This window comes from Streptomyces sp. NPDC053367 (assembly GCF_044545925.1).
Taxonomy (GTDB): domain Bacteria; phylum Actinomycetota; class Actinomycetes; order Streptomycetales; family Streptomycetaceae; genus Streptomyces.
The window spans coordinates 468,810-480,814 of the sequence record NZ_JBITYN010000003.1; the positions used below are offsets into that span (position 1 = coordinate 468,810).

Annotated in this window: 12 protein-coding genes; 10 read left to right on the plus strand and 2 right to left on the minus strand. The window is 72.9% G+C overall.

Annotated features, from left to right (window positions below; all coding sequences use genetic code 11):
* Nucleotides 1-238 precede the first annotated feature (238 nt).
* The 7 genes from ACIGXJ_RS11790 to ACIGXJ_RS11820 all read left to right on the plus strand — a co-directional run bounded on the left by ACIGXJ_RS11790 (nucleotide 239) and on the right by ACIGXJ_RS11820 (nucleotide 7,917).
* Nucleotides 239-1,153 carry an alpha/beta hydrolase gene (locus ACIGXJ_RS11790; RefSeq protein WP_399643350.1) on the plus strand — a complete coding sequence of 305 codons (915 nt, stop codon included), beginning with the start codon at nucleotides 239-241 and terminating at the stop codon, nucleotides 1,151-1,153.
* On the plus strand, nucleotides 1,146-2,372 hold the full coding sequence (locus ACIGXJ_RS11795; protein WP_399643352.1) for an acyltransferase: 1,227 nt from the start codon (nucleotides 1,146-1,148) through the stop codon (nucleotides 2,370-2,372). Before ACIGXJ_RS11790 ends, ACIGXJ_RS11795 begins: the two co-directional genes overlap by 8 nt.
* Before the next feature lie 10 nt (nucleotides 2,373-2,382).
* Nucleotides 2,383-3,813: a sensor histidine kinase gene (locus tag ACIGXJ_RS11800; protein ID WP_399643354.1), complete on the plus strand. Its 1,431-nt coding sequence runs from the start codon at nucleotides 2,383-2,385 to the stop codon at nucleotides 3,811-3,813.
* A complete protein-coding gene (locus ACIGXJ_RS11805) occupies nucleotides 3,810-4,484 on the plus strand; it encodes a response regulator (protein WP_399643356.1) in 675 nt (224 codons plus the stop codon). The genes ACIGXJ_RS11800 and ACIGXJ_RS11805 overlap by 4 nt, the downstream gene beginning before the upstream one ends.
* Before the next feature lie 96 nt (nucleotides 4,485-4,580).
* A complete protein-coding gene (locus ACIGXJ_RS11810; RefSeq protein WP_399643358.1) occupies nucleotides 4,581-5,954 on the plus strand; it encodes a sensor histidine kinase in 1,374 nt (457 codons plus the stop codon).
* Nucleotides 5,951-6,631: a response regulator gene (locus ACIGXJ_RS11815; RefSeq protein WP_399643360.1), complete on the plus strand. Its 681-nt coding sequence runs from the start codon at nucleotides 5,951-5,953 to the stop codon at nucleotides 6,629-6,631. Before ACIGXJ_RS11810 ends, ACIGXJ_RS11815 begins: the two co-directional genes overlap by 4 nt.
* A gap of 65 nt (nucleotides 6,632-6,696) precedes the next feature.
* The gene (locus ACIGXJ_RS11820) at nucleotides 6,697-7,917 is read left to right on the plus strand and encodes a cytochrome P450 (protein ID WP_399643362.1); all 1,221 of its coding nucleotides are present in this window, start codon (nucleotides 6,697-6,699) and stop codon (nucleotides 7,915-7,917) included.
* A gap of 291 nt (nucleotides 7,918-8,208) precedes the next feature.
* On the opposite strand, the gene ACIGXJ_RS11825 is transcribed toward ACIGXJ_RS11820, so the two are convergent.
* The gene (locus ACIGXJ_RS11825; protein ID WP_399643364.1) at nucleotides 8,209-9,081 is read right to left on the minus strand and encodes a diacylglycerol kinase family protein; all 873 of its coding nucleotides are present in this window, start codon (nucleotides 9,079-9,081) and stop codon (nucleotides 8,209-8,211) included.
* Between the two features lie 186 nt (nucleotides 9,082-9,267).
* Here ACIGXJ_RS11825 and ACIGXJ_RS11830 point away from each other — a divergent pair, with 186 nt between their 5' ends.
* From ACIGXJ_RS11830 to ACIGXJ_RS11840, 3 genes are all read left to right on the plus strand, one after another.
* Nucleotides 9,268-10,551 carry an adenylosuccinate synthase gene (locus ACIGXJ_RS11830; RefSeq protein WP_399643366.1) on the plus strand — a complete coding sequence of 428 codons (1,284 nt, stop codon included), beginning with the start codon at nucleotides 9,268-9,270 and terminating at the stop codon, nucleotides 10,549-10,551.
* Nucleotides 10,552-10,725: 174 nt separating this feature from the next.
* Nucleotides 10,726-10,920: a hypothetical protein gene (locus tag ACIGXJ_RS11835; RefSeq protein WP_399643368.1), complete on the plus strand. Its 195-nt coding sequence runs from the start codon at nucleotides 10,726-10,728 to the stop codon at nucleotides 10,918-10,920.
* A gap of 68 nt (nucleotides 10,921-10,988) precedes the next feature.
* Nucleotides 10,989-11,279, plus strand: a complete 291-nt coding sequence (locus ACIGXJ_RS11840) for a hypothetical protein (RefSeq protein WP_399643370.1) — start codon at nucleotides 10,989-10,991, stop codon at nucleotides 11,277-11,279.
* 3 nt (nucleotides 11,280-11,282) lie between these two features.
* Here ACIGXJ_RS11840 and ACIGXJ_RS11845 read toward each other — a convergent pair whose 3' ends face one another.
* Nucleotides 11,283-11,933, minus strand: a complete 651-nt coding sequence (locus ACIGXJ_RS11845) for a hypothetical protein (RefSeq protein ID WP_399643372.1) — start codon at nucleotides 11,931-11,933, stop codon at nucleotides 11,283-11,285.
* Between the last annotated feature and the right edge of the window lie 72 nt (nucleotides 11,934-12,005).

Genomic DNA, 12,005 nt, shown 5'->3' on the forward strand with positions numbered 1-12,005 from the left:
GGCGGCCGGGTGGGTAGTTGCCGGGCGGGCGGCGGCGGGGTGGGCAGTTGCCGGGCGGACGGCGGCCGTGCGGTCGGAGGCCGGGCGTCCAGCGATCGTCGGTGTCGGTGTCGGTGTCGGTGTCGGTGTGAGCGTGGGCGACGGCGACGGCGACGGCGACGGCGCAGCGCATCGGCCGGGTGAGGAACCGGCAGCCCGGCGTCGGCTCCGGCTTCGTGCCCTGCTCACCACCCTCCTCGTGGCCGCTCTCGTGCTGCCGCTCTCCGCCGCCGCCCGGCCGCGGATCCCCGCTCCCGCACCGGCGAGGACCGGTCCCGTCACCGCCGCCACGCTGGAGGGGGTGTACGCCGCCCACCGGGCCAACGCCGCGTGGGCGTCCCGCATGGCGCAGGAGCACGGCGACCGGCACAGAGCGCGCGTGGAGCGGGCCCTGGCCGCCCCGTCCCGGGGTCTGCTGTCCTTCGACGGCCGCGGGGAGGGCCGGGCCGTGGAGGTTTTCGGCGATCTGGCGCGGGCCGACCGTGTCGCCGTGCTGGTGCCCGGCTCCGACACCTCGCTCGACACCTACGACCGCTTCCGCGCGGGCGCCCTCGCCCTGCACCGGCGCCTGACCGCACAGGCCCCGGCCACGACCACCACGGCGGTCGTCGCCTGGCTGGGCTACGACACCCCGGGCACGGTCAGCGCGGCGGTGCTGACCACGGACCGCGCGGAGGAAGGGGCCGCCCGGCTCCGGGAGTTCCTGCGCACCCTGCACGGCGTCACCGGGTCCCGTGCGGCCGTGGCCCTGCTCTGCCACTCCTACGGCTCGGTGGTCTGCGCCCGTGCGGCCGAACGGGCATCCGTCGACGACCTGGTCCTCCTAGGCAGCCCGGGCACCGGAGCGGACAGCGCGGCGGACCTGCACACCCGGGCCCGGGTGTGGGCGGCCCGCGGCTCCGACGACTGGGTGGGCGAAGTGCCGCACATACGGGCCGACCTGCTCGTCACCACCGTCGGCTTCGGCACCGACCCGGTCTCCCCGGCCTACGGCGCCCGGGTCTTCGCGGCCGGCGCCGGTGGCCACAGCGACTACTTCACCCCGGGCTCGGTCGCGCTGGCCAACCTCGCGCGGATCGTCCTCGGCGACACGTCGGAGGTGAGCCGTGGCTGACCGGACTGCGGGCCCCCTGCGAGCCCGCATACGCCGCTCGGCCGCCCGTCTCGACGCGGCCACCCCGCCCGGCCGGGACCGCGCGGTCGACGCCCTGCGCGCCCTCGCGATCCTCGGTGTGGTGCTGGGGCACTGGCTGGTGACCGCGCTGGTCGCCGACGGCGGCAGCCTGCGCACCGCGAGCCCGCTCGGGGACATGCCGTGGCTGGCGCCGATCTCCTGGGCCTTTCAGACGCTGGCCGTGTTCTTCCTCGTCGGCGGGCATGTGGCGACCCGCGGACTCGCCGCCGCGCGGGCGCAGGGGGTCCCGTACCGGCGGTGGCTGGCGCTGCGGCTGGCCCGGCTGTTCCGGCCGGTGGCGGCCGTGCTGGGGCTGTGGACCGTGGTCACGGTGGCGCTGCTGCTGTCCGGCACGGACCTGGGCACCGTACGGACGCTGGTCAAGCTGGCGTTGTCGCCGCTGTGGTTCCTGCTGGTCCTCGCCGGGCTGACGGCGGCGACGCCGCTGCTGGCCCGGCTGCATCCGCTGTGGCCGCTGGCGGTCGTCGTCCACGTCGACCTGGTGCGCTTCGGCCTGGGCGGCCCGGCATGGCTCGGCTGGGTGAACCTCGCCGCGGGCTGGGCGGTGCCGTACACGCTGGGCGCGGCCTGGACGCGCGGTGAGCTGGAGGGCCGCCGGGCCGGGTGGCTGCTGCTGGCCGGCGGTGTGCCGGTGACGGCCGCGCTGGTGGCATGGGCGGGCTGTCCGGCGTCGATGGTCGGGGTGCCGGGCGCCGCGGTCTCCAACCTCAACCCTCCGACGCTGGCCGCCGTCACCTTCGGCATGGCCCAGTGCGGACTGGCGCTGCTGATGCGGGGGCGGCTGCGCCGGGCGACGGCACGGCCGGTGGTGTGGGCGGTGGTGGCGGTCGCCAACCTCTTCGCCATGACGATCTTCCTGTGGCATCAGACGGCCCTGATGGCCACGACCGCGGCCGTGCTCCCCGTCGGGCCGCTGCCCGGCCTGCACACGGCCCCCGACGGCCTGGACTGGGTCGCGGCCCGGCTGGCCTGGCTGCCGGTGTTCGTCTGCGTCCTCGCGGTGTGCTGGGCGGCGTTCCGGCACCGCGAGCAGGACGGCCGCCGGGGTCGGGCCCGCCCGGTGAAGGTGTTCCGGCCGCGCGGCGGCCCGTCGGACGGCGGCCATGGGGCCGTCGTCGAGGAGGTACGGCATGTCTAGGGTGAGGGGTATGAGGGGCACGGGGGACGCGGCAGGGCCGCCGCGGCGGTCCGACGCGCACGGAGCCCGGTCCGGGCTGCGGACCCTGCGCGAGGACCTGTGGACGTTCGACGCGGCACCGCTGCCGCCGTCGCTGTGGCTGCGCTGGCTGCCGCACGGACTGGTCTGCCTGGTCGCGGTGATCGTGATCGGCACCGACGCGTCCCTGCTGAACGACACCTACGGGGAGAACGCCCAGTACGCGCTGCTGCTCGCGCTGGGGCAGGGCGCGGCCCTGATCCTGGCGCTGTGGCGGCCGGTGCCGGCCTGGCTGCTGTCGACGACGGCCGCCGTCGTCACCGCCCTGTCGACCCGCTCCCAGCTGATCTCCGGTCAGGCCGAACCGGACGTCGCCTGGCCGTGGGCGGCGCCCGCCCTGATAGCCCACGCCCTGGTGCTGCTGCTGCTCGCCCTGCGGCTCCCGACCCGGGTGGCCGTCGAAGCGCTCGGCGTGACCGCGCTGGCCACGTATGTCGTGCAGGGTCTCGTCGGTGGCGCGAACTACGGCGGGACCGGGGTGACGGCGGTGGCCGTGTTCGGTGCCGTCGTCCTGCTCGGCAGCGCCCTGCGCGGACGCCGCGAGGCCCGCGACCAGCTGGAGGAGCAGGCGGAGATCACCGCCGAGGAGCGGGCCCGCCGCACCCTGCTGGAGGAGCGCAGCCGCATCGCCCGCGAGCTGCACGACGTGGTCGCCCACCACATGTCGGTGATCTCCATCCAGGCCCAGGTCGCCCCGCACCTGGTGCAGGATCCGCCGCAGGAGCTGAAGGAGAACCTCGCCGGCATCCGGCAGAACGCGCTGGAGGCGCTCACCGAACTGCGCCGCGTCCTCGGCGTCCTGCGCTCCGAGCACCCCGGGGACACCGACGGCCTCGGCGACTTCACGAGCGGCGCCGCCCCCGACGCCCCGCAGCCCACACTGGACCGGCTGGACGCGCTGATCGACAACACCCGCGCGGCGGGCCTGACGGTCACCACCGAGGTCATGGGCGAGGCCGGCCGGCCCTACCCGCCGGGCGTGGAGCTGTCGGCGTACCGGATCGTGCAGGAGGCGCTGAGCAACGTCCTGCGGCACGCGCCGGGCGCCAGGGTGAGCGTCGGCGTCACCCACTTCCCCGAGGGCCTGTACCTCGGGATCGTCAACACCCCTCCCGAGCGGCCCGTCCCGCCTTCTCCGGGCGCCGGACACGGCCTGCTCGGCATGCGGGAGAGGGCGGCGATGCTGGGCGGCCAGATCAACGCCTCCAGGACCTACCAGGGCGGCTTCGCCGTGACCGCGTTCCTCCCGCGCGACGCCGAGCAGGCCGCGGCCTGGAGCCGGGACGAGCATGCCCTGCCCATGCCGGACACCGGCCTCCCCGAGCGCCCGGCCGACCCACCGACAGGAGACCAGACCCCATGAAGAGCGGTGCGATCCGCGTCCTCATCGCCGACGACCAGCAGATGGTCCGCCAGGGCTTCACCGTGCTGCTCAACACCCAGCCCGACATCGAGGTCGTCGGCCAGGCGGTCGACGGCCTGGACGCGGTCGCCAAGGTCGCCGAACTCGCCCCGGACGTCGTCCTCATGGACATCCGCATGCCCGAGCTCGGCGGCATCGAGGCCACCCGCCGCGTCACCGGCGCGACCTCGGACACCAGAGTGCTGGTGCTGACCACCTTCGACCTCGACGAGTACGTCTACGAGGCGCTGCGCGCCGGCGCGTCCGGCTTCCTGCTCAAGGACGCCTCCGCGGACCAGCTCGCCGAGGCGGTCCGCGTCGTCGCGGCCGGCGACGCCCTGCTCGCGCCCGGCATCACCCGCCGTCTGATCGCCGAGTTCTCCCGGCTGGACGGCGCCCCGCGCGCCCCGCTGAAGCAGCGGGTCGGCGACCTCACCGAGCGGGAGACGGAGGTGCTGGCCCTGATCGCCCGAGGCCTGTCGAACGCCGAGATCGCGGAGAAGCTCGTCGTGGCCGAGCAGACCGTCAAGACGCACGTGGGCCGCATCCTGGTGAAGCTGGGCCTGCGGGACCGCACGCAGGCCGCGGTGTTCGCCTACGAGTCGGGGCTGGTGCGGCCGACCGGCTACTGAACCCGCGGCCGGCACCCGTAGTACCTGAGAGGGATACCGAAGGACCCCCCTCACTGGTGACGACGACGACACCCGCCCAGCCCTACCGTTCCGTATGTGACCGAGACGACCCACACCAGCGGCGACGGGACGCGGGGGACCGCGCCGGAGAATCCCTACGAGCCCTACACCCCGCGCAGCCCCGAGGCGCGGGCCGCGATGGACGCCCTGCGCGGCATGCGGCAGGACCTGCTCCAGGACGCGTTCGCCTACCGCCCGCTGCCCCGCCTCGCCGAGGACGGCCGGCAGTTGCGGAAACTCCCGCCGCGGGTACGCCGTCACGCGGTGTGGACACCGCACGCGGTGGTGGGTGTGCTCGCCTGGATCGCCCTGACCGCTGGGGTCTCGACGGGCCGGGACCTCGGCTCGCCCTTCTCGGTCCTGGGCAGTCTGATCCCCGCGGTGGCGGTGCTGCTGACCCTGGTCCGGCCGGTCGCCGCGTTCTGGCTGTCGCTGGCGTCGACCCCGTTCATCGCGGTGATCGGCCTGAGCGGGGAGGGCTGGCCCTGGCAGCCGGGCAGCTTCGCCGCGCACCTGTTCGTGATGACGATCGTCGCGATACGCACCCGGCCGCGCACCGCCACCTGGATGTGGCTGCTGACCGCGGCGTACGGCTTCTCCGCCGAAGTCGCCCGGCAGCAGTACTACTACGACTCCGACACGGCGGCCATGCTGTTCCTGTCGGCGGTCGCGCTGCTCCTGGTGACCGTGCTGCACGTGCGGCGCGAGGCGGCCCAGGAGGTCACCGCCCAGCAGACGGTGACCCAGCAGGAGCGCTCCCGGCGGACCCTGCTGGAGGAGCGCACCACCATCGCCCGCGAGCTGCACGACGTGGTCGCCCACCACATGTCGGTCGTCGCCATCCAGGCCGAAGCCGCCCCCTACCGCGTGGAGAACCCGCCACCGGAGCTGGAGCGCGCCTTCGCGACCATCCGGGAGAACGCGGTCGCCGCCCTCACCGAACTGCGCCGCGTCCTGGGCGTGGTCCGGGCCGAGGACTACGAGGCACCGGACGCCCCGCAGCCGACCCTCGCCGACCTGGACGCCCTGCTGCGCAATGTGCGCGACGCGGGCCTGGAGGTCGACAAGGCCGTCACCGGAGCGATACGCGAACTGCCGCAGGGCGTCGAGCTGTCGGCGTACCGCATGGTCCAGGAGGCCCTGAGCAACGTCCTGCGCCATGCGCCGGGCGCGGCCGCCCGCGTCGAGATCGGCTACGTCCTCGGCGGCCTGGGCCTGCGGATAGTCAACGGCCCGCCGCCGGAGCCCGGTTCGGTGAAGCCCTCCCCGGGAGCCGGCCACGGCATCACCGGCATGCGGGAGCGGGTGACGATGCTGGGCGGCGAGATGACGACGGGCCCCACGGACGACGGCGGTTACGAGGTGGCGGTCTTCCTGCCGGTGGCCACGGCGAGCGAGGACCAGGCATGACCATCCGCGTCCTGATCGCCGACGACCAGATGATGGTGCGCGAGGGCTTCTCCGTCCTGCTGAACGCGATGCCCGGCATCGAGGTCGTGGGCGAGGCGGTCAACGGCCGCGAGGCGGTGACGAAGGTCCGCGAACTCGCCCCGGACGTCGTCCTCATGGACATCCGCATGCCGGAACTGAACGGCATCGAGGCGACCCGGGAGATCGTCGCGGCGGACAGCACGGCGAAGGTCCTGGTGCTGACGACCTTCGACCTGGACGAGTACGTCTACCAGGCACTGCGCGCGGGAGCCTCCGGCTTCCTCCTCAAGGACGCCTCGGCACGCCAACTGGCCGACGGGGTCCGCGTCGTGGCGGCCGGCGAAGCCCTCCTGGCACCCTCGGTGACCAAGCGCCTGATCAGCGAGTTCTCCAAGCTCTCGGAAACCCACCGCCCGGCCCCGGCACCGGGCACCGCGGCCCACACGACGCCCTACGGGGACCTGACCGAGCGCGAGACGGAGGTCCTGGTCCTCATCGCCCAGGGCCTGTCGAACGCCGAGATCGCCGAGCGGCTGGTGGTGGCCGAGTCCACGATCAAGACCCACGTCAGCCGCATCCTGGTGAAACTGGGACTGCGCGACCGCACCCAGGCGGCGGTGTTCGCCTACGAGGCGCGTCTGGTGACGCCGGGATGAGGGGCGGGCTCCGCCGCGGCGCCCCACCCCTGGCGAACCCGACCCCCGCGCGTTAGCGTCCGAGCATGTCAGCCCGTACTGAGCTCGCCTTCGACCCCTGGGACGCCGCGTTTCTCGCGGACCCGTACCCCGCTTACGCCGAGCTGAGGGAGAGGGGGCGGGTGCTGGAGTACGCGCCGACGGGGCAGTGGCTCGTGCCGCGGCACGCGGATGTGTCGGCGTTGCTACGGGACAGGCGCTTGGGGCGGACGTACCAGCACCGCTTCACGCACGAGGAGTTCGGGCGGCCGGCGCCGGCGCCGGAGCACGAGCCGTTCCACACGCTGAACGACCACGGGATGCTGGATCTGGAGCCGCCGGACCACACGCGGATCAGGCGGCTGGTGTCGAAGGCGTTCACGCCGCGCACGGTGGAGGGGCTCAGGCCGTACGTGGAGCGGCTGGCCGGTGAGCTGGTGGACCGGCTGGTGCGGCGGGGCGGCGGCGATCTGCTCGCGGACGTCGCCGAGCCGCTGCCGGTGGCGGTGATCGCGGAGATGCTGGGCGTGCCCGAGGCGGACCGGGCGCCGTTGCGGCCCTGGTCGGCGGACATCTGCGGGATGTACGAGCTGAACCCGTCGCAGGAGGCCGCCGACAAGGCCGTGCGGGCCTCCGTGGAGTTCTCCGACTACCTGCGCGAGCTGATCGCCCAACGCCGCAAGGAGCCCGGTGACGACCTGATCTCAGGGCTCATCGCGGCGCACGACGAGGGGGACCGGCTCACCGAGCAGGAGATGATCTCGACCTGCGTGCTGCTGCTGAACGCCGGGCACGAGGCGACGGTGAACGCGACGGTCAACGGCTGGTACGCGCTGTTCCGCAACCCCGGGCAGCTCGCAATCCTGCGCGGCGACCACTCCCTCGTCCCCGCGGCGATCGAGGAGCTGATGCGCTACGACACCCCGCTGCAGCTGTTCGAGCGCTGGGTGCTGGACGACATCGAGATCGACGGCGTCGTCGTGCCGCGCGGCGCCGAGCTGGCCCTGCTCTTCGGGTCCGCCAACCACGACCCGGCCGTCTTCAGCGACCCCGAGCGGCTCGACCTCACCCGCGGGGACAACCCGCACATCTCCTTCAGCGCGGGCATCCACTACTGCATCGGCGCCCCGCTGGCCCGTATCGAGCTGGCCGCGTCCATGCGGGCCCTGCTGGAGCGCGCCCCGACCCTGCGGCTGGCGGCGGAGCCGCGGCGCAAGCCGAACTTCGTCATCCGGGGTCTGGAGGGACTGAGCGTCGAGATCGCGTGAGCCGCGGGCTCGCCCGCCGACCGCCCGCAACCGTTCAGCACACACGACGCCCACCCGCGGGCAGCCGGCCCGACCCGCGGCGGCCCTTCACCGGCAGCAGCCGACCCGACCCGCGGCAACCCTTCACCGGCAGCAGCCAACCCGATCCACCGGGAAAAGCCGGCCCGACCCGCCGCGCCCCCCCACCGGGAGAAGCCGGCCCCACCCACCGGCAGAAACCGCCCCCACCCACCGGCAGAAACCGCCCCCACCCCACACCAGCCGCAACCCACCGGTCAGGAACCGCCCGCCTCAGCCCGGCAGCCGCAACCCCAGTGCCCCCTCCCACACCGTCCACGTCCGCCTGCGGACCGGTCCCGAGACCACCGAGTCCGCCCGGTAGCGGAAGTCGGCGCCGGAGACGGTCACGTGCCGGCCGGCCGCCCGCAGGGGTGCGGCCTCCGCGCCGACGGAGACCGGGCGGACCTCCACCTCGGCGGAGCCCGCGCAGGGGGTGACGGAGAGCTCGCGGACGGGCTGGTCGAGGTCGACCAGCGTGACCCCGTCGACCTCGACGCGCAGCCGTGAGGGCCCGCCGGGAGGGACGACGACCTCCGACAGCCGGGACGGCCGTGCGGCGCCCAGAGTGCGGACCAGGGACCGGGCGGACCGCAGCCAGGGCACCCGCCCGGCGCTCTCGGGCCCGGCCTCCCCGACCGCGGCGGGCACGCCCATCGCCGGCACGGGCGGGATCCGCAGCGCGCCGACCACCACCCCGTCGCTGTCGTCGACGAGCAGGTCCAGACGCCGCTCCACGCCGTCCAGCGCCGCGCGCGCCGCGGCGACGGCCCCCGTGGGCACTCCCAGGGACCCGGCCAGGCCCAGCATCGTCCCGACCGGCACCACCGACAGGGCGCACTCGGCCAGCTCCCGCTGCCGGTGCAGAAGCGACACGGCCCGCACGAGCGCCCGGTCGTCCCCGACCACCACCGGCCGGCGCGACCCGCGGCGCGCCAGCGCGCGGGCGAATTCGTCCGGGCCGTCCGGCAGGCACACCTTGGTCGCGGCACCCGCGCTGAGCACGTCTTTCGCGATCCGTACGGCCTCTCCGTCCATCCTCCGAGCGGCTGGATCGATCACCACGAGCAGCTGATCGGATGTCGCGAAAGTCGCCACCTCGGCCATGCCTCGCTTCCTCGGGTAGCATCTTTGTGCAAGAGCCCCTTGCGCTATTGCGCCAGGGGCTTCGTCTATTCCGGGGCATCCGGTCCGACGGGTTGCGGCCGACGAAGGTCGCCGGTGTGCACGCACGAGCCGTGTGGCGTACGCCCCTGACCTTGGACATGCCCCGCCCGGAAGGGGTGTACGCGCGTGCCCGCACTTGTGCTGCTCGGTGCTCAGTGGGGTGACGAGGGTAAAGGGAAGGCCACCGACCTGCTCGGCGGATCCGTCGACTACGTGGTCCGCTATCAGGGCGGCAACAACGCCGGCCACACGGTCGTCGTGGGCGACCAGAAGTACGCCCTTCACCTTCTCCCCTCCGGAATCCTGTCCCCGGGGTGCACCCCGGTCATCGGCAACGGCGTCGTCGTCGATCCCTCTGTCCTGCTCTCCGAGCTGAGCGGGCTGAACGACCGCGGTGTCGACACGTCCAAGCTCCTCATCAGCGGTAACGCGCACATCATCACGCCGTACAACGTCACTGTCGACAAGGTGACGGAACGCTTCCTCGGCAAGCGGAAGATCGGCACGACCGGGCGCGGTATCGGACCCACCTACGCGGACAAGATCAACCGCGTGGGCATCCGGGTCCAGGACCTGTACGACGAGTCGATCCTGCAGCAGAAGGTCGAGGCGGCGCTCGACGTCAAGAACCAGCTGCTGACCAAGCTGTACAACCGGCGCGCCATCGCCGTGGACCAGGTCGTCGAGGAGCTGCTGGGCTACGCCGAGCAGATCAAGCCGTACGTCGCCGACACGGTGCTGATCCTGAACCAGGCCCTGGAGGACGACAAGGTCGTGCTCTTCGAGGGCGGCCAGGGCACGCTGCTGGACATCGACCACGGCACGTACCCCTTCGTCACGTCCAGCAACCCGACCGCCGGCGGCGCCTGCACCGGCGCCGGTGTGGGCCCGACGAAGATCAGCCGGGTCATCGGCATCCTCAAGGCGTACACGACGCGTGTCGGCGCCGGTCCGTTCCCGACGGAGCTGTTCGACGAGGACGGCGAGGCGCTGCGCCGCATCGGTGGTGAGCGCGGTGTCACCACCGGCCGTGACCGTCGCTGCGGCTGGTTCGACGCGGTGATCGCCCGGTACGCCACCCGCGTCAACGGCCTCACCGACTTCTTCCTCACCAAGCTCGACGTCCTCACCGGCTGGGAGCAGATCCCGGTCTGCGTGGCGTACGAGATCGACGGCAAGCGGGTCGAGGAACTGCCGTACTCGCAGACCGACTTCCACCACGCGAAGCCGGTCTACGAGATGCTGCCGGGCTGGTCGGAGGACATCAGCAAGGCGAAGTCGTTCTCCGACCTGCCGAAGAACGCGCAGGCGTACGTCAAGGCCCTGGAGGAGATGTCCGGCGCCCCGATCTCCGCGATCGGCGTGGGCCCGGGCCGGGACGAGACGATCGAGATCAACTCGTTCCTGTAGACCGGACCTGTAGACCGGACCTGTAGACCGGACCTGTAGACCGGACCTGTAGACCGGACCTGTAGACCGGACCTGTAGACCGGACCTGTAGACCGGACCGGCCGGATTCGGGAACCCCGGAAAAACGGGCGCCTCCAGCAAGCGGAGGCGCCCGTTCGGCGTTGGAATCGAAGTATGACCCAACGCGGGCTGCGGTGCAGGGGACCGTACGGCGGAGAGGTCGACGCGACCGAGTGCGGTGAGCCGGCCCGCTTCGAGGTGCTCCGCCACCGGCGCGGCCCCCTGCATGTGTGTCCCGTCCACCTCGGCCCCGCTCTTCTGCTGGCCGACGGGGTGCTGTGGCCCCCGGACATCCGTCTCATCGGCTGAGAGGCACCCCCGGCAGGGCGGGCCTACGCTGAGGTGGTAGGTGCGTCGGCCGTGAGAAGGTGAGTGCGATGCGTCTGCTCGTCAAGGCGAACGTGGACACGGAACGCGGCAACGAGGCGATCCGGAGCGGGAAGATGCCGGAGATGATCAAGTCGACCCTGGAGCGCGTCAAGCCGGAGGCGGTCTACTTCGGGCCGATGGACGGGCACCGGACCATGCTGATGGTCGTCGATCTCGCGGACAGCTCGCAGATCCCGCCGACCCTCGACGCCTTCTTCACCGACCTCAACGCCTATGTCGAGGTCACGCCGGTCATGAACCTGGAGGAGCTGCAGAAGGGCCTGTCGCAGATGCAGTGACCGTCAGCTGAAGACGATCATCGACCCCTGCGCCAGGCTCCGGGTGGCCGCCGCGTGCAGCCCCAGCCACACATGCCGCTCACGGGCGAAGGGACTCGCGTCGTAGGGCGCGGGTGCGGCCGGCTCCTCCAGGTCGGTGGGCCAGGGCGGTGGTTGGGGGGCCGCCGGGGGGTTGGCCGGGTCGATGCCGATGGCCGGGGCGATCAGCTCCAGCTCGCGCAGCAGGGCCTGGGAGGAGCCCAACGGGCCGCCGCCGGCCAGCATCTCGTCGTCGGAGAGCGGGTGGGGGAAGTCGACGGGGACGTACGCGCCGGCGTGGTCGTAGTGCCACACCAGGTGCGACTGCTGGGCCGTCGTCTCGAACATCTCCAGCAACTGCTCGTAGTCGCCGCCGAGTTCGTCCACCGGCGTCACCGGCAGCCCGCACATCTGCAGCAGGTAGACGCGGCGCAGGAAGTGCAGCGCGTCGTAGTCGAAGCCGGCGACCGGGCCGACCTCGCCGGACAGCCCGGGCATGTACTGGTACACCGGCACCGGCGGGAGCCCCGCCTCGGCGAGCACCCGGTCGTATTGCGCGAGTTCCTCGGCGAACGGGTTGTCGGGGGTGTGGCACAACACGTCGACGAGAGGTACCAGCCACAGGTCACAGGCCAAAGGAGGGCTCCTCGGAGGGAAGGGTCGGCGCTCGGCAGGACAGCGGTCAGGGCAGCGTAATCGGTGCGGTCC